The sequence below is a fragment of the Streptomyces sp. NPDC046465 genome (assembly GCF_040646035.1).
Lineage (GTDB): Bacteria > Actinomycetota > Actinomycetes > Streptomycetales > Streptomycetaceae > Streptomyces.
On record NZ_JBEYZK010000009.1, the window covers coordinates 265,832 to 285,578 of the forward strand.

A 19,747-nucleotide genomic window follows, 5' to 3' on the forward strand; every position below is an offset into this window, starting at 1 on the left:
ACTTGTTTTTCACCTCCGGCCTAGCGTTCGGGCGCTGCCCCGTCGTTCTCCGGTACGGGCCGGCCCCGTACCCCTTGGAGGCCCATCGCCATGCGCTCATTCAGGTCCGCGGCGGCCGCGCTGCTCCTTCTCGCGGCGGCCCTTACCGGCTGCACCCGCGAGGGCGGCCGCATCGACATGGGTCCTACCGGCGGCACCCCCGTCGAGGGCGGCACGGCCACGATGGCGCTGCCACCGGCCGCGACGCCCAACTGGATCTTCCCGATCGGCGCGCCCGGCTACGGAGGCTCGTACAACTACGGGATCTACTCGCTGATGTTCATGCCGGTCTACGACCCCGTGCAGGACAAGGCGAAGGGCGAGCTGACCACCCACGGCCCCAGCACGCTCGGCCTGAAGCCGAAGTACAGCGACGGCAACAAGACCGTGACCGTGCCGCTGCGCGAGGGCGTGAAGTGGTCGGACGGCAAGACCGTCACCGCCCGTGACCTGGAGTTCTGGTTCAACCTCGTCAAGGCCAACAAGGCGGACTGGGGCAGCTACTCGGTCGGCACGATGCCCGACAACGTCAAGCGGTTCGAGACGCTCGACGACCACACCGTGCGGCTGCACCTCACCCGCGCGTACAACCCCGACTGGTTCACCGCCAATCAACTGACCCTGCTGCGGGCGATGCCCCAGCACGCCTGGGACGCCAAGACCGACGGCGGGAAGACCGGCGACTGGGACCGCACCCCCGCGGGCGCCAAGGCGGTCTTCGCCCGGCTGACCCGGCACGCCAAGAGCCTCGGCTCGTACGGTTCGGACCCGCTCTGGAAAACGGTCAACGGCCCGTGGAAGCTGGCCGGTTGGCGTGACAGCGGTCAGGTCACCATCGTGCCGAACGAGAAGTTCACCGGACCGAAGTCGGAACGGCCGCACCTCGACAAGGTGGTCTTCAAACCCTTCACGACGGCCGACTCCGAGTACAACGTGCTGCGTTCGGGCGGTGTCGACTACGGCTACATCCCGCCGTCAGTGATGGCGCAGAAGGAGAAGTTCGAGGAGAAGGGGTACCGCGTCGACCCCTGGGAGGGCTGGGCGGCGACCTACATCGTCTACAACTTCAACTCCGCGCACGGCGGCCCGATGATGGACCAGCTCTACATCCGCCAGGCCATGCAGCACCTCGTCGACCAGAAGGCGATGAGCGATGTCATCTGGCAGGGCAGCGCCACACCGACGCTAGGTCCGGTGCCGGTGACTCCCAAGAGCCAGTACCTGTCCGAGAAGATGGCGCGGAACCAGTACCCGTTCTCCGTCGGCAAGGCCAAGGCGCTCCTCGCGCGGCACGGCTGGCGGACGAAGGACGGCACGGCACGCTGCGTACGTCCCGGCACGGGCGCCGACCAGTGCGGCAAGGGCATCGGGAAGGACGCCCCGCTCGAACTGACCCTGCTCTCCCAGTCGGGGTCGACCGAGACGACGAACATGATGCAGGAGCTGAAGTCGTCGCTCTCCAAGGCCGGTGTGCAACTCACCGTCCGCCAGCAGCCGTTGAACTCCGTCCTCGGCAACTCCGTACCGTGCAAGGCCAAGGACTCGGGCTGCGACTGGGACATGTCCTTCTTCGGGACGGCGGGCAGCTGGTACTACCCGCTCAACCCCAGCGGCGAGCTGCTCTTCTCGACGGGCGCCTCAGCCAACTTCGGCAACTACAGCGACAAGAAGGCGGACCGCATCATCCGGGGCGTGCAGTACTCCCCCGACATGAAGTCCGTGCACGAGTACGGCGAGTACCTCGCGGAGCAGCTGCCCGTCATGTGGATGCCCAACCCGGCGTACCAGGTCTCGGTGATCCGCAACGACCTGCGCGGCATCTCGCAGAACCCGACCGTCACCTTCGCTCCCCAGCACTGGTACTACGTCAAGAAGAAGGGGGCCGAGAAGTGACCGGCTTCACCGGCTTTCTGGCCAAGCGCTTCCTCCAGGCGATCGTCGTCCTCTTTCTCGTCTCGATCATCGTCTTCGTGCTCCTGCACCTGCTGCCCGGCGGCCCCGCGCGCGCCATCCTCGGCCCGAAGGGCACCCCGCAGCAGATCGAGCACTTCAACCACCAGCAGGGGTACGACCGTTCGCTGCCCATGCAGTACCTGATGTATCTGAAGCGGCTGCTCACCGGGGACCTCGGCGAGTCCTTCAAGCTCAACTCGCCCGTCTTCGACCTGCTGAAGCAGCGCCTGCCGAAGACGCTGCTCCTGACGGTCCTCTCCACCGTGCTCGCGGTGGTCATCGCGGTGCCACTGGGTCTCGTGCAGGCCGTGCGGCGCGGCAAGGCGTCGGACTACGCCCTCACGGGCCTCGCCTTCCTGATGTACGCGACGCCGGTGTTCTTCCTCGGCCTCATCATGATCATCCTGTTCGCGCAGGTCATACCGGTCTTCCCGGCGGAGGCGCCACAGGGCGAGACGATCGGGGAACTGCTCGGCGACTTCACCGGGCTGGTCCTGCCCGTGGTGACGATGGCCTTCGGCATCATCGCGATGTTCAGCCGCTACATGCGCTCGGCGGTGCTCGACAACCTCACCGAGGAATACGTCCGCACGGCGATGGCCAAGGGCCAGTCGAACCGCCGGATCATGGTCAGGCACGTCCTGCGGAACGCGCTGATCCCCCTCGCCACGCTCCTCGGCCTCTATCTCCCGACCCTCTTCAGCGGCGCCCTCGTCGTCGAGTCGATGTTCAACTACCCCGGCATGGGGCTGCTGTTCTGGAACGCGGCCCAGGGTTCCGACTTCCCCGTACTGCTCGGCGTGACGCTGGTCGTCGGGGTCGCCACCGTCGTCGGCTCGCTGCTCACCGATGTCTTGTACGCCGTCCTCGACCCCCGGATTCGGAGCGTGGCATGAGTACCACGGTCGTCCCTGACACCGCGCCGGGCCATGAGGACGCCGCGCGGGCCACGCCCTCGCTGGCCCGCCGCACGCTCCAGGTCTTCACCGGCAACAAGCTCGCCCTGACCGGCGTGGTCGTGCTGCTCCTGCTGCTCGCGTTCAGCTATCTCGGCCCGCTGGTGTACGACACCGAGCAGGTCCACACCGACCTGTCGCAGGCGAACCTGCCGCCCGGCAGCTCCGGTCACCTCCTCGGCACCACCGATCTCGGCTACGACATGACCGGCCGCCTGATGGTCGCGGGGCAGACCTCGCTGGAGATCGGTCTGGCGGCCGGCCTCCTCGCCACGCTCTTCGGCACCGTCTACGGCGCTATCGCCGGTTACTTCGGCGGCTGGGTCGACGCCGCGATGATGCGGATCACGGATGCGGCGCTCGCCATCCCCGCGATGTTCCTGCTCGTCGTGGTGGCCGCGATCATCACGCCGAGCAAGGGCGTCCTCATCATGATCATCGCGTCGGTGGCCTGGCTGTCCCCGGCCCGTCTTGTGCGCGGCGAGTCGCTGTCCCTGCGCAACCGCGAGTACGTGCAGGCCATGCGGATGATGGGCGGCGGCGGTGTGCGGGCCGTCTTCAAGCACATCGTGCCGAACGCGATCGGCACCGTCATCGTCAACTGCACGTTCCAGATCGCCGACGCGATCCTCTACGTCAGCTACCTCGCGTTCCTCGGCCTGAGCATCCCGCCGCCCTCGGCCGACTGGGGATCGATGCTGTCGGCCGGCATCACCTACACCCAGAACGGCTACTGGTGGCTGATCTTCCCGCCGGGCATCGCGATCGTGCTTGTCGTCGCCGCATTCAACTTCATCGGTGACGGATTGCGGGACGCGTTCGAAGTGCGGCTGCGGAAGTAACAGGAGACACGACAGATGACCGAGCCCCTCCTCTCCATCGACGACCTGCGCGTCGACATCGCCTCGCGCGAGCGCACCGTCCACGCCCTCGACGGCGTCAGCCTCCAACTGGCCGCAGGCGAAGCCCTCGGCATCGTCGGCGAGTCGGGCTGCGGCAAGACGATGACCGCGCTCAGCGTCCTCGGCCTGCTGCCGCCGGGCGGCCACGTCACCGGCGGGCGCGTCCTGTTCGACGGGCAGGACCTGGCGGCCGCCCCCGCACCCGTCCTCCAGGACGTCCGCGGCAACACCATCGGCATGGTCTTCCAGGACCCGCTGACCTCCCTCAACCCGACGATGACCATCGGCGCCCAGGTGGCGGAACCGCTGCTCCTGCACCGCGACGGCATCACGCGGAAGGAGGCCTGGGCCCGCGCCCAGGAGATGCTGCGCCTGGTCGGCATGCCCCAGCCCGCCGAGCGCATGAAGGCCTACCCGCACCAGCTGTCCGGCGGCATGCGCCAGCGCGTGGCGATCGCCATGGCCCTGGTCTGCGAGCCGAAGCTGCTGATCGCGGACGAGCCGACGACAGCCCTCGACGTGACCACGCAGCACCAGATCCTGGAGCTCGTCGACGATCTCCGCACCCGCCTGGGCATGGCGATGATCCTGGTCACCCACGACCTGGGCGTCATCGCCAACCGCGTGGACCGCGTCGCGGTGATGTACGCGGGCAGGGTCGCCGAACAGTCCGACGTGCGCGGCCTGTTCGCGCGCCCGCGCCACCGCTACACCGAGGCCCTGTTCGCCGCGCTGCCCGAGCGTGCGGCCGACAGCGGCACCGAACTGCACACCATCCCGGGCCTGCCGCCGAACCTCGCGGTGCGCCCCACGGGCTGCCGCTTCGCGCCACGCTGCACCTTCGCCACGGACACGTGCCGCACCGAGGAACCACAGCTCGTGGACGACGAGACGCAAGGGGCGGAGCACCGGTTCGCGTGCTTCCATCCGGTGCCGGAGGCGGCGGCTTCCGAGGACGAGGTCGTGGCGCCCGCGACCGTCCCCACCGCCGATGCCCCCGGTGACGTCCTGCTGGAACTCGACTCGCTGGTCAAGGAGTTCCCCCTGAAGAGCGGCGCTTTCTCGCGCAGCCGGGGCACGGTCAGCGCGGTCGGCGGGGTGTCACTGACGATCCGCAAGGGCGAGACGTTCGGCATGGTCGGCGAGTCCGGCTGCGGGAAGACGACGCTCGGGCGGATCGTCGCGGGCCTGGACGAGCCGACCGGCGGCGCGGTGCGGTTCGACGGCGCCGACCCGGCACGGATGTCGCGGGCCGAGCGGCGCGCGCACCGGCGCCGGGTCCAGCTGATGTTCCAGGACTCCACCGCCGCGATGGATCCACGCATGCGGGTCGGTGAGATCCTGCGCGAACCCCTCGTCATCCAGGGCGTCGGCGACCGCGCCGAGCGGGAGAGGCTGGTCGCAGGGCTCCTCGACGCCGTCGGCCTGCCGCGCGGCGCCGTGCACCGCTATCCGCACGAGTTCTCCGGCGGTCAGCGTCAACGCCTAGGCCTGGCACGGGCGTTGATGCTCTCCCCCGACTTGGTGGTGGCCGACGAGCCGGTGTCCGCGCTCGACGTGTCCGTGCAGGCGCAGATCCTCAACCTGATGCGCGAACTGCAGCGGGAGCGCGGCCTGACGTATCTGTTCATCTCGCACGACCTGGCCGTCGTACGCCATCTGGCGGACACCGTCGGCGTGATGTACCTGGGCAAGCTCGTGGAGTCGGGCCCCGCGGAGCGCGTGTACGCACATCCCCTGCACCCCTACACGCGCGGCCTCCTGGACACGGTCAACCTGCCCGACCCCGAGGCCGCCTCCGGCGCCGCCCGCACGCCCCTGGAGGGCGAGACCCCGTCCGCGGCGAAGCCCCCGTCGGGCTGCCGCTTCCGGACCCGCTGCCCTCTCGCCCAGGACGTGTGCGCCACGACCGAACCCCAGGTCAGCACGGTGAATGGCGCGGGACACCAGGTGGCCTGCCACTTCCCTCTCGCCGCGCCTCGGCTAGCGTCGGCGGTGTGAGACTCGCCGATGCCCTTGCCCTGCGCCCGGTCGTGCTCGACGGCGGCCTCTCCAACCAGCTGGAGGCCGCCGGTCACGACCTGGGCGACGCCCTGTGGTCCGCACGGCTGCTCGCCGACGATCCCGCGGCGATCGAGGCCGCTCACCGCGCGTACTACGAGGCGGGCGCCGAGGTCGCCGTCACCGCGAGCTATCAGGCGACGTACGAGGGGTTCGCGCGGCACGGCATCGACGCGGCCCGCACGCGCGAACTGCTGTCCCTGAGCGTGGAGTTGGCGCGCCGCGCGGGCGCGGGGCTCGGGCGCGAGGTGTGGGTGGCCGCGTCGGCAGGGCCTTATGGGGCGATGCTCGCCGACGGCTCCGAGTACCGGGGGCGGTACGGCATGTCCGTGGACGCCCTCGAGCGCTTTCACCGGCCGCGGCTCGAAACCCTTGCCGAGGCGGGGCCCGACGTCCTGGCCCTGGAGACGGTCCCCGACACCGACGAGGCGCGGGCGCTCCTGCGGGCGGTCCGCGGACTCGGGGTCCCCGCCTGGCTCTCGTACAGCGTGGCGGGCGAGCGCACGCGCGCGGGACAGCCGCTCCAGGAGGCCTTCGCGCTCGCCGCCGACGCGGACGAGATCCTGGCGGTCGGCGTGAACTGCTGCGACCCGAGGGACGCCGACGCCGCGGTGGCGCTCGCGGCGCGGGTCACCGGGAAGCCTGTGATCGTCTATCCCAACAGCGGGGAGGCGTGGGACGCCGCGGCCCGCTCCTGGCGCGGGCCCGCCCGGTTCGGGGCCGGACAGGCCACCGCGTGGCGGGCGGCGGGGGCGCGGCTGATCGGCGGGTGCTGCCGGGTGGGTCCGGGGGCGGTCGCGGAGGTCGCTGCGGAGCTGTCGCGGGGTGGGACGGCGGGCTGAGGGCACCTGTCGCGCCAGACCTGAGACCTGCTGTGCCGCGACCTGAGACCTGCTGTGCAGGGCCTGAAACCTGCCGTGCCAGGCCTGAGACACCCGCGCTGACCTGGGCGGACACCGCTCCCGGGGGTGACTGTCAGTGGCTGGGTGCAGACTGGCCGGTACCTGAGACAACGACGTCCCGGAGGTGGTCGGCATGGCCGACATCGTCCTGACCGTAGGCACCCGCAAAGGCCTCTTCATCGGCCGCAGACGAAGCGGTGCCTGGAAGTTCGACGACAGCCCGTACTTCAACGCGCAAGCGGTGTACTCCGTCGCCATCGACACCCGTGACCCCACCCCCCGCCTCCTCGTCGGCGGTGACAGTGCGCACTGGGGCCCCTCCGTGTTCCACTCCGACGACCTCGGACGCACCTGGACGGAGCCTTCAAAACCGGCCGTGAAGTTCCCCAAGGACACCGGGGCCTCACTGGAGCGCGTGTGGCAGCTGCACCCGTCGGCCGCCGAGCCGGACGTGGTGTACGCGGGCACGGAGCCCGCCGCGCTCTACCGCTCGGAGGACCGCGGCGAGTCCTTCTCCCTCGTCCGTCCCCTCTGGGAGCATCCGACCCGCTCCAAGTGGGTGCCGGGCGGCGGCGGAGAGGGCCTGCACACGGTGCTGACCGACGCCCGTGACCCGCGCACGGTGACGGTCGCGGTGTCGACGGCAGGGGTGTTCCGCACACGGGACGGCGGCGAGAGCTGGGAACCGGCCAACAAGGGCGTCTCCGCCGTGTTCCTGCCCGACCCGAACCCCGAGTTCGGGCAGTGCGTGCACAAGGTCGCGCGGGACTCGGCCGACCCGGACCGCCTGTATCTGCAGAACCATTGGGGCGTGTACCGCAGCGACGACGCGGGCACGCACTGGACGGACATCGGCGAGGGCCTCCCCTCCACCTTCGGCTTCACGATCGTCGCGCATCCGCACCGGGGCGGCACGGCGTACGTCTTCCCGATCACCGCCGACAGCGACCGCGTCCCCGCCGACCACCGATGCCGCGTATACCGCACGTCCGACGCAGGCAAGAGCTGGGAGCCCCTGAGCGCGGGCCTGCCCGAGGAGGATCACTACGGCACGGTCCTGCGGGACGCGATGGGGAGCGACGGCTGCGACCCGGCAGGCCTCTACTTCGGCAATCGCAACGGCGAGGTGTACGCGTCGGCGGACGACGGCGACAGCTGGCAACTGCTCGCCTCGCACCTGCCGGACGTGCTCTGCGTGCGGGCCGCGGCCATCGGTTGATCGACCCCACCACTACGGCAGTAGGGTGACGCCGTGGCACCACGACCCTTGCATGAAATCGTCGAACCAGGCTGGGCCAAGGCCCTGGAGCCGGTGGCCGAACGCATCGCCTCGATGGGGGACTTCCTGCGTGCGGAGATCTCCGCGGGACGCACGTACCTCCCGTCGGGGCAGCACGTCCTGCGCGCGTTCCAGCAGCCCTTCGACGACGTCCGCGTCCTGATCGTCGGCCAGGACCCCTACCCCACACCCGGTCACGCGGTGGGACTGTCGTTCTCGGTCGCGCCCGAAGTGCGGCCGCTGCCCGGCAGCCTCATCAACATCTACCGCGAGATGAGCGACGACCTGGGAGTGCCCGCGCCGTCGAACGGCGACCTCACGCCGTGGACCGGCCAGGGCGTCCTGTTGCTCAACAGGGCGCTCACCACCGCCCCGCGCAAGCCCGCCGCACACCGCGGCAAGGGCTGGGAAGAAGTCACCGAACAGGCCATCCGGGCGCTCGCCGCACGCGGCAAGCCCCTGGTGTCCATCCTGTGGGGGCGCGACGCGCGCAATCTGCGGCCGCTGCTCGGGCCGTTGCCGTCGGTGGAGTCCTCGCACCCGTCGCCGATGTCGGCCGACCGCGGCTTCTTCGGGTCGCGCCCGTTCAGCCGGGCCAACGACCTGCTGGTCCGCCAAGGAGCGCAGCCGGTGGACTGGCGGCTGCCGTGACCCCCGGCGAGTTCGTCCTCGGCGTCGATTCGGGCGGTTCCGGGCTGCGCGCCGCCCTGCACGTGACGCGGGACGCGCACCGGCCCGACCCGGTGCGCCCGCCCGACTCGGTACTCCCCGCCGCCCCGGTGCGCTCCGCCGGGCCGGTGCGCACCGGCCCGCGCGGCATCGACGCCGGACACTTCCTGGAGCAACTGCTGCCCATGGCGCGGGCTCTCCTCGAGCAGGCGGGCGGCGGCCGGATCACGGCGGCCGCCATCGGCGCCACGGGCCTCGCGACCCTCGGCGACGACCTCCGTGCCGAGCTGCCGTCCGCGCTCGAACGGGCCCTGGGCGTACGCCGCACAGCGCTCGCCGCGGACGCCGTCACCGCGTACATGGGCGCGCTCGGCGACCGCCCCGGCGCGGTCGTCGCCGCGGGCACCGGCATGATCGCGATCGGCACGGACCTGACCGCCTGGCACCGCGCCGACGGCTGGGGGCACCTGCTCGGCGACTGCGGCGGGGGCGCCTGGATCGGCCGCGCCGGGCTCGAAGCGGCGATGCGGGCGCACGACGGCAGGCGCGGCGGTTCGAAGGCGCTCCTCGCCCGCGCGACGGAGAAGTTCGGCGCCTTGACGGAGCTGCCCGCTCAGCTCTACCCGCGCCCGGACCGGACCGCCGTCCTCGCCTCCTTCGCGCCCGACGTGGCCGACTGCGCCGCGGAGGACCCCGTGGCGGACGGCATCCTGCGGGCCGCGGCCCGGCACATCACCGAGGCCGCGGCAGCCGTCTGCCCCCGCGCCGAGCCGGGCGAAGTCGCGCTCACCGGCGGCCTGCTCAAGCTGGGCCCCCCTCTCCTCGCACCCCTGTACGAGGAACTCGCGGATCAACTGCCGCACGCGCGGCGGGTCCCCGCGGCCGGCGACCCGCTGGACGGCGCGCTGCGCATAGCGGTCGATATCGCCGCCGACCGGCTGCGGTTGCCGCACGACGTGCGCATGCTCTCCGTCCACGGACAAGGCGACAGTTGACCTCTACGTAATTCATCAGACAAAAACGGACTTATACCGCCCACCCGCACCCTCCCCGAACAGGGAAGGCCCGCAAGCCAGTAGCATGCGGGCGCATGAGCTCCCCCACTGGGCCCGCATCCGGCCTGCCTGTACGAATGCCGCGCCCCCGTCAGCCGGGCCGGCACCGCCGTCCGGAGCCCGTCGCGGCTCCTGAAGGCGCGCCCGCACTTGTTCTCGCCGTGCCGGGCGCCCCCAGCACCACCACGCGCAGCCTCGCCGAGGAAGTCGTGAGCATCGCCCGCTCCGAGCTGCCCGGTCTCGACGCCCGCATCGGTTACATCGACGGTGAGGAAGACGCCACCGTCACGTCCTTCCCCGAGTTCCCCTCGCTGCAGTCCGTGCTCGCGCACGCGGCCGCCGAGCGCACCGCCCGCGTCGAGCGGGCCCGTGCCGCGGGCGCCGAGGTGGCCGAGCCCGACGGCCCCGTCGCCGTCGTCGTGCCGCTGCTCGCGGGCCCCGACGCCGCGCTGATGCGCCGCATCCGGCAGGCCGTCATGGACAGCCGTACCGCCGCTGAGCTGGCCGACGTGCTCGGCCCCCACCCGCTGCTCGCCGAGGCGCTGCACGTGCGCCTGTCGGAGGCCGGCCTCGCCCGCGCCGACCGCGCCCGCCTGTTCACCGTGGCGACGGCCGCGGACGGCATCGTGCTCGCCACGGTCGGCGGCGAGGAGGCCGTGCAGGCCGCCGGGATCACCGGCATGCTGCTCGCCGCGCGCCTCGCGGTGCCGGTGATGGCCGCCGCGCTCGACGAGGAGGGCGCCATCGCGGCCACCGCCGAGCAGCTGCGCGGCTCGGGCTCGGCGCAGCTGGCGCTCGCGCCGTACCTGATCGGCCCCGAGCTCGACACCGGCCTGCTCGACGCGGCCGCGAAGGACGCGGGCTGCTCCGTCGCCGAGCCGCTCGGCCCCTACCCGGCGATCGGCAAGCTGGCGCTCGCCAAGTACACGACGACGCTCGGCATCACGCCGCAGCAGCCTTCGGGCGCGCCGGTGCACTGAACCTTCGGCACGTACGGCGACGGGCCCGCCCCGATGTGGGGGCGGGCCCGTCGTCGTGCGCAGCCGAAGGCCACAGGGGCCGGGGCCCTCAGCGGCCGGGCCTCAGCCGAAGATCACGCAGGAGGCCGCGGGCGCCGCGACGGAGCCCTTCCGGCCCGGCAGGCCCGTCTCCTGGTCGATCGTGAACCAGGTGACGTCCCCGGAGCGCTCGTTGGCCGCGTACAGGTGGCGTCCCGCCGGGTCGATGGCCAGGTCGCGCGGCCAGTGACCGCCGCACGGCACGGTGGCGGTGAGCCGCGCCTCGTCGCCCGACTCGTCAAGGGCGATGACCGAGATGACGTCGGGGCCGCGCGTGGCGGTCCACAGAAAGCGTCCGTCGGGCGCGACGACGACCTCCGAGGGGTACGTGTCGCCGTCCGGGGCCGCCACGAGGATCGGCAGCTCGCTGAGGGGCTTGAGAACACCGTCGGCGGCGTCCCAGGCGCAGACGGTGAGGGTGGGGCTGAGCTCGTTCAGGATGTACGCGCGGTCGCCACGCGGGTGGAACACGAGGTGCCGCGGGCCTGACCCCGGACGCAGCGCCACCTCGCGGTGCAGGGTCAGCCCGCTCTCCCCGAACGCGCAGACACGCACGGAGTCGGTGCCGAGGTCGACGCTGACCGCCCAGCGGCCGCTCGGGTCGGCGACGACCTGGTGGGCGTGCGGCCCCTGCTGGCGCTGCGGATGCGGGCCCGAGCCGGTGTGCGGCAGCTCGCTCGCCGGAGCGGGGGCGAGGGCACCGTCGGCGCGCAGCGGCACGGCGGTGACGCTGCCCGAGCGGTAGTTGGCGGTGAGGACGTGGCCGCCGTACAGCGCCAGGTGGGTGGGGGCCGAGCCGACCGGCACGGGACGCCCCGCGGGCTCGGGCACGCCTCGCGCGGTGCGGAACGCGGCGACGGCGCCGTCGGAGGTCTCACTGACCGCGTAGAGCGTCTCCCCGTCGGGGGAGAGCGCGAGGTAGGAAGGATCGGCGACCGCGTCCGTGGCGCCGACGAGAGTCAGCGCGCCGGTGTCGGGATCGACGTCCGCGGCGAGGACACCGCGCCCCCCGGCCGCGGTGAAGGATCCGATGTACGCCCGTCCCGCCTGCCCCGCCTGCCTGCCGACGACCACTGTTTGTCCCCTCTCGACCCGGGCGCCACAGATGTGACGCCGCTCATGCGGCCGACGCTAGCAGTCGGTCTAGACCAGACGGCCCCCGGAGGCCGGGATCAGGCTCCCAGTGGGGTACGGAGCGGGGTCCGGGTGGAGACGCTCAGAGGCCCCGCCAGTTCGGCGAGCGCCTTCTCCAGGCCGTGCAGATGGGCCAGGACCGGCTCGGCCCCGGCGGCCTGCGGCGCGGCGAGGGCGTCGGTGGCCGGGCCACGCCCCTCCCCCGGTGCGGTGAGCGCTTCCACAGCGGCTTCCACGCGCCAGCAGGCGGCGGCGAGCCGGTCGTCGTGCGAGGCCTCGGGGTCCGCGGCGACCGAGGCGAGCCCGCGCACCTCGCGGGCGCAGGCATCGAGCAGCGCGAGCACCTGCCGGGCGCGCTCCTTGCGGGCGCGCAGCGGGCTGCCCGGGTGCACAAGCGGCGCGAGCGAGAACCGCACCTTGCCCAGGAGCTGCTCCAGCTCGGCCACCCGGGGCGCCGGGTCGGCGGTGGCGGAGCCGGCGAGCCGCGCGGCGGCCTCGGCCGTGCAGGCGTGCACGCAGCGCAGGGCGCGCTCGATCCAGGCGTTCGTGGTGGCGTGCGTGGTGACGGGCAGGACGAGGAGGACGGCGAGGACCGCTCCGAGCGCCCCGGCGCCGGTCTCGGCGACGCGCAGCGCGAGCAGGCCCGGGTTCAGGACGCCGAGCAGGCCGTAGAGGACCCCGGCCATCACGGTGACGGCGAGCATCATCCACGTATAGGACACGGCGGCGGTGTAGAAGATGCCGAAGACGCTGACGGCGACGACGATCGCGGAGGGGACGGGCGCGCCGTGCAACGGCACCGCGACGACGAATCCGACGCCGATGCCGATGACGGTGCCGAGCACGCGCCGGAAGCTGCGCACCAGGGTCTCCCCACTGGACGCGGTGTTCACGAACACCCACCACGTGGCACCCACGGCCCAGTACCACCGCTCGCCGGACAGCACCTGCCCGACGGCCAGCGCGAAGGCGCCGCCCGCCATGGCCTGCACGGCCTGCCGCGTGGTCGTACGGGCCAGGCCCCGCCCGGCCGGCGGCGCGACGACGGTGATGCCCGCCACCCGCCGCTCATAGCACCACGCCCCGAACCGCACGGCCGACGAGGCACACAGCGAAAGGAGGACGGCGGCGAACAGCTCGGGCAGCTGGTGGGGTGTGGCGTGCAGGAACTGCGTCGCGAAGAACATCATGAATGCGAACACCCCGAGCGAGTGCCCGCGCGGCCCCCACCGCCGGGCGTACACGCCCGCCCCCATCACCGCGAGGAAAGCCACGTCCCGGGCCACGGGCACGTCGTGCAGCAAAGCCGCGAGTGCCAGTACGGGAAACCCCACCACGGGCAGCAGAGCGGTGGTCACTGCCTGCCCCCGCACCGTCACGTCACCCACCGTGAACAGGGCGAGCAACGCGGCGAGCCCACCGGTGACGGCAGCCACGAGCGAATGCCCGACAGCACCGCACACGGCCACCGCCAACGCGATGCCGAGCACGGCCCGCGACGCGAAACGCAACCGCGTCCGCCCCGGATCCGGCGCCACGAACACCCTCTTCAGCACGGCTTCCCCGCCCCTTCCGCGTACGACACAACCTGCCCGCATGGAAAAGGCGCCACGGAGATCCGCAGCGCCATCGACACCCACATCACACCATCCCACCAGCCCATGGCTCAACTGGAACCGCTCCGACTGCGCCAATGGCACACCTGATGGGCCTGGCAGTGAACCAAGTGCGGGCCAATGGTTCAGCCCGTTTAGCGGTCCCATGATCGCCCTACGGGGGTGCTCGCCCAGTCACCGGCCCTCGGCCGCAAGGTGCACGCCGAGGCGTTCGCGCGCCTGCTCGCCGTCGGGTCCGAGGCCGGTCAGGACGTCACCTTCAGCGCGCGCAGCAGCGGCGCGTCGGGGAACAGGGCGAGGGTGTCGGCGAACAGTCCCCGGTAGAGCGGGCCGCCGAAGCGGGCAGCAATGGAAACGATCTTTCACTCGATCGGTTACTTATAGTCAACCAACCGCATTCCACGTGCGGCTTTAGTAGGACGGTGCCCGTGCAGGACCGGCCGGACCGGTACCTCTTGTCGGGTGATCGCCTCAGATTCCTCCCGCCCTGTCCGGCCGTCGGCGCGCATGCCGCGCCGAGGGACGTGCGTCCGATGAACGACGCCCTCGACTCGAAGACCTCGGGGCGCGGTGCCCCCGACGAGGGCGCGGTGAAGCCAGGTAGCGCGCTGTTCTCGATGTGTCTGGCGCTGACCTTGGTCACCGCGTCCATGTCCAGTCCCTATCTCGCGCTGCCCGACCTGGCTGCCGACCTCAACGCGTCCACCGCCTCGCTCACCTGGATCGTCGACGGATACGTACTGGCCCTGGCCGGACTGGTCCTTCCACTGGGCGCGCTCGGTGACCGGATCGGCCGACGCACGATGCTCATCGCGGGCACGGTCGTGCTCGGCGCCTCGGCGTTTGCAGCCGCCGAGTCGTCGGGGACGACTGCGCTGATCACCTGGCGTGCGGTGATGGGGGTGGGAGCAGCCATGATCATGCCAGGCACGTTGTCCACGATCACCGCTGTCCTGCCCGATGCGCAGCGACAGAAGGGCGTCGCCGCCTGGGCTGCTTGCGCGGCGGTCGGCATGGTCCTGGGGATGCTCGCCACCGGCGTGCTGCTGCGCTGGTTCACCTGGCGGTCGGTCTTCGTCTCGGGCGGCGTGGCCGCCCTGGGCGTCGGCCTTGCCGCGGCGTTCCTCGCACCGGAGACCAAGAGCGAGCACCGGCGCCGGTTCGACGTCGGGGGTGCGGTGTGCACGGCGCTCGCACCCGCCGGGCTCGTGTACGCGCTGATCGAGGGTAACGACGCGGGCTGGGGCCGCCCCGTGGTCCTGGTGGCGATGGCCGTCACCGTGGTGGCCGGAGCCGCGTACGTGGTCCTCGGCATGCGCACCGAAGACCCGCTCCTGGATCCGCGGCTCTTCCGCAACCAGGGGTTCAGGGCCGGGGCGGTGGCCCTCACCGTGCAGTTCATGGCCGTGTTCGGCTTCTTCTTCGTCGGATTGCAGTATCTGCAACTGGTCCTCGCCTACAGCCCGTTGAAGTCCGCACTGGCCCTGGTGCCCGTGGCGGTGGTGGTCGCCGTCGTGTCGGAGGTGGCGCCTCGTCTGGCGGTCCGGGCCGGTATGCGCACGGTCTTGATCGGCGGACTGGGGCTGCTCGGCGCGGGGCTGCTCACCCTGTCGTTCATCGACATCGACTCCGGCTATCTGCCCTTCCTGGGCAGCCTCGTCCTCGCCGGACCGGGGATCGGGCTCACCGGAGTCGTCGGCACCTCGGCGATCACCGGTTCACTGCCCCGCGACCAGCAGGGGGTCGCCTCCGCGATGAACGACGTCACCCGCGAGGCGGGGGCGGCGATCGGCATCGCGCTGACGGGTTCGCTGTTCGCCGGCCACTACCGCTCCTCGTTGCCCGACCTCTCGCGCCTCCCGGAGCCTGCCGCGGAGGTCGTCCGCCATTCCCCGGTGGGTGGCCTCGAGGTCGCCGGCCGCATCGGCCCGCAGGGCGCGCTTCTCGCCACGAGCGTCAAGGAGGCGCTCATGAAGGGCATGTCGGTGGCTCTCGCTTCGGTGGCGGCAGTCATCGCGGTCGCCGCCTGTCTCCTCGTACGTACCCCGCAGCGGCCGGCGCCGCCGGACTGAGCACCTCAGAGAGGACCCCCTGCCGTGATGATCGATCCAGGCTCCGTCCACCTGCCAACAGGGCTGCTTCTCCTGCTCGCGGCCCTCGTCGCCGAGCGGCTGCTCGAACTCGTGGTGGCGCGCCGCAATGCGCGCTGGGCCGCCGCCCGCGGAGGCGTCGAGTACGGGCAGGGCCACTATCCGGTGATGGTCGCACTCCATGTGGGCCTCGTCGTCGGCATGCTGGCCGAAGTCGCCCTGGTCCCCCGCGCGTTCACGCCCGCCCTGGGCTGGCCCGCGCTGATCGCGGTCGTCCTGGCGAACGTCGTGCGGGGCTGGTGCGTGCACACGCTCGGCCCGCGGTGGAACACGCGCGTGATCGTCGTACCGGGCCTGCCTCTGGTGACGGACGGCCCCTATCGCTGGACGCGTCACCCGAACTACCTCATCGTGATCGTGGAGGGGCTCGCGCTGCCCCTGGTCTACAGCGCCTGGGTGACCGCGCTGGTGTTCACCGCGGCCAACGCGGCCCTGCTGACGGTGCGTATGCGCCTGGAGGACCGGGTGCTGCATCCCGCGACGTGACGCGGGATGCCGGGGCAGCCCTGCCGGGCAGGCGTGCCCGGATCAAGGACCGCTCCCACACGACTGCGAGGCCGTCGAGTGCCGTTGGACGACCGGTGTGCTGATACGGGGTAGCCGCCAGCCGCCCCCTGTCCCGTGAGCCAGCGCTATGGAATAGATCGCGCGCAGGGGCAACCGGCGCTGTAGGCCCGCTCTCTCGATGGCCTCGTCGGCAATGGACCCGGCCCAGGCAATGGTGGCCCTGATGCCGACCGCGTCCAGCTCCCCGGCAAGGCATGCGCAACTGCCGCCCTGCCGCCTTCATGCCCGGCAATGTGATGATCTTGAGGCGTCAGCGCCACCTCTCGCGCGCCCTTGCGGTCGATCACCAACCTCCAACGAGTGACCAACCGTTCCCTACAGCCCTCGTCGACGTTCACACAGCTTGGTGTTCACACTGCTTGGTGCGGCAGCGGAGTGGCTCAAGCCGCAGGCTTCCCGCGCGTGTGACGTTTGCGGACGGATGGACGCGGGCAGCGCCGCACGGCCGCTCGCAGCGAGGAAACAGGAGACCAGGCATGAGGCAGGCGACGGAAAGCGCGGCGGAGTCGGCTCTACCCGAGGAGTTGGTGGCCCTGCTGACCGGCCACTTCAACGTAAGCGCGGCTGCCGGTGAGCTCTCCGGCAGGACGACGTTCGAGAGTCTGGGCCTGGACTCGCTGTCGCTGATGGAGTTGGTGGTGGCGGCGGAAGAGGAGTACGGGCTCGTCCTGCCCGAGAACGCCCTGGACCTGCGCCCGTCTTCGACCCTGAGCGAGGCGGCTCGGGCGTTCGAGCATGCGCGCTGAGATCGCGGTCACCGGACTGGGGCTGGTGACTCCGGCCGGGCATACCGTGGAGGCGAACTGGGCGGCCCTGTGCCGGGGGCGTTCGCTGGCCGCGACGGATCCCGGCCTGGCGGGACTGCCGGTCGATTTCTCCTGCCGGGTGACGGACTTCGACGCCGAGACGGAACTCGGCCGGGCGTCGGCGCGGCGCGCGGACCGCTTCATCCAGTTCGCCCTCGTCGCCGCCCGGCGGGCTGTCGCGGACGCGGGCCTCGACCGTCGTACCTGGGAAGCGGAACGAGTCGGTGTCGTACTGGGCGTGGGATCGAACAGTTTGAGCACATATGTCACCGAGTTCGGCCACCTCGGCGCTGGGCGGCCGGAGCGGGTCTCGCCGCTTGCGCTCCCGCGCAGCGTGCCGAGCATGGCCGCGGGCGAGGTTGCCATCGACCTGGGCGTGCGCGGCCCCAACTTCACCACCGCCAGCGCCTGCGCGTCGGGTGCCACCGCGATCGGAGTGGCCCGGGACCTGCTGCGGTCCGGGACCTGCGACATCGTGCTGGCGGGCGGCAGCGAGTCGGCTCGCTCACGCATGACGGCCACGTGCTTTACGCGGATGCGGGCGCTGTCCCGGCGTGGGGCGGAACCGGCCCTGGCCAGCAGGCCGTTCGACGCGCAGCGTGACGGCTTCGTCCTGGGCGAGGGCGCCGCCGTCCTCGTCCTCGAACGCGCCTGTGCGGCTCGGGGCCGCCGGGCTCCCGTCCTGGCGCTCCTGCGGGGTTACGGTGCCGGCGCCGACGCGCACCATCCCATCGCCCCGCACCCACAGGGCGACGGTGCGGTCCGCGCCATCCGCACGGCTCTCACCGACGCCGGATGCGAGCCGGGAGACGTCGGCCATGTCAACGCCCACGGAACCTCTACCCCACTGAACGACGCGGCCGAGGCACGAGCGCTCGTCCGCGTCTTCGGTGACGACGGACCGCCGGTCACCGCGTCCAAGGGCGTGATCGGGCACGCGCTGGGGGCGGCCGGGGCGATCCAGGCGGCATACACGGTTCTCGCGCTGCGCCATGCGGCCATCCCGCCGGTGGCGAACTTCGAGGGCCAGGACGGGGACCACAAGCTGGACATCGTCACCGGGCCTCCCCGCCCCACGCACGGCGGCGCAGGGATCAGCTGCTCTTTCGGCTTCGGCGGCCAGAACGCCGTTCTGCTGTTCACAGCTTCCTAGGGGGCGGCCAGACGCAGCGTCCGGACCGGATACAAGACGGAGGCCCACGGATGGACGCGGAGGGGACGCGCGCCGGACGGCAGGCAGAGCGGCTCGGCGTGCTCTCGCCCGATGTGCTCCTGGCCGTTTCGCAACGCACCGGCCGTGAGCGCGAGGCCCGCGTCCGGGGTGCGCGGGGTGGCACCACCGCGATGATGAAGACGCCGGCCGGCTGATGACATCCGCCCGCCGTCATGGCGGCACTTGGCCCGGCCAACTGGTGGGCTCCGGCCCGTACCAAGTTCCGTTGTTGACCACTGCACCTGTGAAGAAGGGCGGAAGCTGATGTCGATGCGTCAGACCACACACGACCGCACCCGGCAGTCGGCTGCCGCCGCACCGCAGGTGGTGGCGATCCAGACGGCCTTCCCGCCGTACCGATACCGGCAGGAAGAGATCCTGGCCGCCATGGCCGGCACGACGCTGCTGGAATCCGAGATGGGCGCTCTCGTACTCCGCAAGATCCAGACCAGCTCGGGTGTGGAGACCCGCTCGCTGTCCCTGCCGTTGGAGAAGCTCGTCGCTCTCACCGGCCGGGAGGACTTCACCGAGCGGAATCATGTCTGGCTCGACACCGCCATGGGCCTGGGGGAAGAGGCGCTGATCGGCGCGCTGCGCACCGCAGGCGTCCAGCCGGAGGAAGTCGACGCGGTGATCAGCACTACCGTCACCGGGCTGGCCGTGCCGTCGCTGGAGGCTCGACTCGCCCACCGGGTGGGGCTGCGGCCGGACGTCAGACGTATCCCGCTGTTCGGCAGCGGCTGCGCCGGAGGCGCCGCAGGTCTGGCCCGGCTCCATGACTACCTACTGGCCCACCCCGGCCACGTGGCCGTCCTGCTCGCCGTGGAACTGTGCACACTGACGTACCAGGGCAAGGACGGCTCCGTGGCGAACATCGTCGCCGGCAGCCTCTTCGGGGACGGCGCGGCCGCCGTCGTGGCCGTCGGAGCCCACGTGGACGGTGGCCGTGCCGGGCCTGAGCTGGTGGACACCCACAGCCTGCTGGTCCCCGGCACCGAGGACGTGCTCGGCTGGGACATCGGCTCCCACGGCTTCCGGATCCTGTTGTCGCCCGAAATCCCGAGGCTCACAGAGAAGCACTTGCCCTCAGCCGTCCAAAGCCTCCTCGCCCGGCACGAGCTGACGCCACCTCAGGTCGCGAGCTGGATCATCCACGGTGGCGGTCCGAAGGTCTTCACCGCCGTACAGGAGGCCCTGGGCCTGCAGTCCGGCGCCCTGGAGCTCACCCGGCGCTCCGTGGCCGAGCGGGGCAACCTCTCGTCCGTCTCCGTACTGGACATCCTGCACGCGGCCATGGAAACGCCGCCCCCCGCGAACGCACCCGGCCTGGTCGCCGCCATGGGGCCGGGGTTCGCCATCGAACTGGTCCTCCTCCGCTGGTAGGGGG

General features: G+C 71.7%; 18 protein-coding genes. 16 read left to right on the forward strand and 2 right to left on the reverse strand.

Annotation, left to right across the window (positions count from 1 at the left end; translation table 11 throughout):
* The first annotated feature begins 90 nt into the window (after window positions 1–90).
* From ABZ953_RS16615 to ABZ953_RS16655, 9 genes are all read left to right on the forward strand, one after another.
* Window positions 91–1,932: a peptide ABC transporter substrate-binding protein gene (locus ABZ953_RS16615; RefSeq protein WP_361723399.1), complete on the forward strand. Its 1,842-nt coding sequence runs from the start codon at window positions 91–93 to the stop codon at window positions 1,930–1,932.
* Window positions 1,929–2,888 carry an ABC transporter permease gene (locus ABZ953_RS16620; protein ID WP_361723402.1) on the forward strand — a complete coding sequence of 320 codons (960 nt, stop codon included), beginning with the start codon at window positions 1,929–1,931 and terminating at the stop codon, window positions 2,886–2,888. Before ABZ953_RS16615 ends, ABZ953_RS16620 begins: the two co-directional genes overlap by 4 nt.
* Window positions 2,885–3,790, forward strand: coding sequence for an ABC transporter permease (locus ABZ953_RS16625; RefSeq protein ID WP_361723405.1), 906 nt, complete (start codon window positions 2,885–2,887; stop codon window positions 3,788–3,790). The genes ABZ953_RS16620 and ABZ953_RS16625 overlap by 4 nt, the downstream gene beginning before the upstream one ends.
* 15 nt (window positions 3,791–3,805) lie before the next feature.
* Window positions 3,806–5,851 (forward strand): ABC transporter ATP-binding protein, encoded by a 2,046-nt coding sequence (locus ABZ953_RS16630; protein ID WP_361723408.1) that lies wholly within the window; start codon window positions 3,806–3,808, stop codon window positions 5,849–5,851.
* Entirely contained in the window at window positions 5,848–6,753 is a 906-nt protein-coding gene (mmuM, locus tag ABZ953_RS16635) for a homocysteine S-methyltransferase (protein WP_361723411.1), read from the forward strand. The genes ABZ953_RS16630 and mmuM overlap by 4 nt, the downstream gene beginning before the upstream one ends.
* 193 nt (window positions 6,754–6,946) lie before the next feature.
* Complete coding sequence (locus ABZ953_RS16640; protein ID WP_361723414.1) at window positions 6,947–8,032, forward strand: exo-alpha-sialidase; 1,086 nt, start codon at window positions 6,947–6,949, stop codon at window positions 8,030–8,032.
* Window positions 8,033–8,065: 33 nt separating this feature from the next.
* Window positions 8,066–8,743 carry a uracil-DNA glycosylase gene (locus ABZ953_RS16645; RefSeq protein WP_361723417.1) on the forward strand — a complete coding sequence of 226 codons (678 nt, stop codon included), beginning with the start codon at window positions 8,066–8,068 and terminating at the stop codon, window positions 8,741–8,743.
* On the forward strand, window positions 8,740–9,756 hold the full coding sequence (locus ABZ953_RS16650) for a BadF/BadG/BcrA/BcrD ATPase family protein (protein ID WP_361723419.1): 1,017 nt from the start codon (window positions 8,740–8,742) through the stop codon (window positions 9,754–9,756). Before ABZ953_RS16645 ends, ABZ953_RS16650 begins: the two co-directional genes overlap by 4 nt.
* A gap of 95 nt (window positions 9,757–9,851) precedes the next feature.
* Window positions 9,852–10,796, forward strand: coding sequence for a hypothetical protein (locus tag ABZ953_RS16655; protein WP_361723422.1), 945 nt, complete (start codon window positions 9,852–9,854; stop codon window positions 10,794–10,796).
* Between the two features lie 102 nt (window positions 10,797–10,898).
* Here the strand turns inward: ABZ953_RS16655 and ABZ953_RS16660 are convergent, their stop codons facing one another.
* Both ABZ953_RS16660 and ABZ953_RS16665 read right to left on the reverse strand, forming a co-directional pair.
* Window positions 10,899–11,948 carry a lactonase family protein gene (locus ABZ953_RS16660; RefSeq protein WP_361723425.1) on the reverse strand — a complete coding sequence of 350 codons (1,050 nt, stop codon included), beginning with the start codon at window positions 11,946–11,948 and terminating at the stop codon, window positions 10,899–10,901.
* 98 nt (window positions 11,949–12,046) lie between these two features.
* Window positions 12,047–13,564, reverse strand: coding sequence for an FUSC family protein (locus tag ABZ953_RS16665; RefSeq protein ID WP_361723428.1), 1,518 nt, complete (start codon window positions 13,562–13,564; stop codon window positions 12,047–12,049).
* A gap of 222 nt (window positions 13,565–13,786) precedes the next feature.
* Between ABZ953_RS16665 and ABZ953_RS16670 the strand changes: the two genes are divergently transcribed.
* From ABZ953_RS16670 to ABZ953_RS16700, 7 genes are all read left to right on the forward strand, one after another.
* Complete coding sequence (locus ABZ953_RS16670) at window positions 13,787–13,948, forward strand: hypothetical protein (RefSeq protein WP_361723431.1); 162 nt, start codon at window positions 13,787–13,789, stop codon at window positions 13,946–13,948.
* Window positions 13,949–14,157: 209 nt separating this feature from the next.
* Complete coding sequence (locus ABZ953_RS16675) at window positions 14,158–15,696, forward strand: MFS transporter (RefSeq protein ID WP_361723434.1); 1,539 nt, start codon at window positions 14,158–14,160, stop codon at window positions 15,694–15,696.
* Between the two features lie 27 nt (window positions 15,697–15,723).
* Window positions 15,724–16,260 carry an isoprenylcysteine carboxylmethyltransferase family protein gene (locus ABZ953_RS16680; protein WP_361723580.1) on the forward strand — a complete coding sequence of 179 codons (537 nt, stop codon included), beginning with the start codon at window positions 15,724–15,726 and terminating at the stop codon, window positions 16,258–16,260.
* Between the two features lie 557 nt (window positions 16,261–16,817).
* The gene (locus ABZ953_RS16685; protein ID WP_361723437.1) at window positions 16,818–17,087 is read left to right on the forward strand and encodes an acyl carrier protein; all 270 of its coding nucleotides are present in this window, start codon (window positions 16,818–16,820) and stop codon (window positions 17,085–17,087) included.
* Complete coding sequence (locus ABZ953_RS16690) at window positions 17,077–18,300, forward strand: beta-ketoacyl-[acyl-carrier-protein] synthase family protein (RefSeq protein ID WP_361723440.1); 1,224 nt, start codon at window positions 17,077–17,079, stop codon at window positions 18,298–18,300. The genes ABZ953_RS16685 and ABZ953_RS16690 overlap by 11 nt, the downstream gene beginning before the upstream one ends.
* A 50-nt stretch (window positions 18,301–18,350) precedes the next feature.
* Window positions 18,351–18,515 carry a hypothetical protein gene (locus ABZ953_RS16695; protein WP_361723443.1) on the forward strand — a complete coding sequence of 55 codons (165 nt, stop codon included), beginning with the start codon at window positions 18,351–18,353 and terminating at the stop codon, window positions 18,513–18,515.
* Between the two features lie 115 nt (window positions 18,516–18,630).
* A complete protein-coding gene (locus ABZ953_RS16700; RefSeq protein WP_361723446.1) occupies window positions 18,631–19,743 on the forward strand; it encodes a type III polyketide synthase in 1,113 nt (370 codons plus the stop codon).
* The last annotated feature ends 4 nt before the right edge of the window (window positions 19,744–19,747 follow it).

Excerpts from the sequence above, each read along its gene's own strand:
- ABZ953_RS16630 (WP_361723408.1), top strand. The coding sequence starts at position 3,806 with ATGACCGAGCCCCTCCTCTCCATCGACGACCTGCGCGTCGACATCGCC.
- ABZ953_RS16700 (WP_361723446.1), top strand. The coding sequence starts at position 18,631 with ATGCGTCAGACCACACACGACCGCACCCGGCAGTCGGCTGCCGCCGCA.
- ABZ953_RS16640 (WP_361723414.1), top strand. The coding sequence starts at position 6,947 with ATGGCCGACATCGTCCTGACCGTAGGCACCCGCAAAGGCCTCTTCATC.
- ABZ953_RS16680 (WP_361723580.1), top strand. The coding sequence starts at position 15,724 with ATGATCGATCCAGGCTCCGTCCACCTGCCAACAGGGCTGCTTCTCCTG.
- ABZ953_RS16690 (WP_361723440.1), top strand. The coding sequence starts at position 17,077 with ATGCGCGCTGAGATCGCGGTCACCGGACTGGGGCTGGTGACTCCGGCC.
- ABZ953_RS16675 (WP_361723434.1), top strand. The coding sequence starts at position 14,158 with ATGAACGACGCCCTCGACTCGAAGACCTCGGGGCGCGGTGCCCCCGAC.
- ABZ953_RS16615 (WP_361723399.1), top strand. The coding sequence starts at position 91 with ATGCGCTCATTCAGGTCCGCGGCGGCCGCGCTGCTCCTTCTCGCGGCG.
- ABZ953_RS16695 (WP_361723443.1), top strand. The coding sequence starts at position 18,351 with ATGGACGCGGAGGGGACGCGCGCCGGACGGCAGGCAGAGCGGCTCGGC.
- ABZ953_RS16625 (WP_361723405.1), top strand. The coding sequence starts at position 2,885 with ATGAGTACCACGGTCGTCCCTGACACCGCGCCGGGCCATGAGGACGCC.
- ABZ953_RS16655 (WP_361723422.1), top strand. The coding sequence starts at position 9,852 with ATGAGCTCCCCCACTGGGCCCGCATCCGGCCTGCCTGTACGAATGCCG.
- ABZ953_RS16685 (WP_361723437.1), top strand. The coding sequence starts at position 16,818 with ATGAGGCAGGCGACGGAAAGCGCGGCGGAGTCGGCTCTACCCGAGGAG.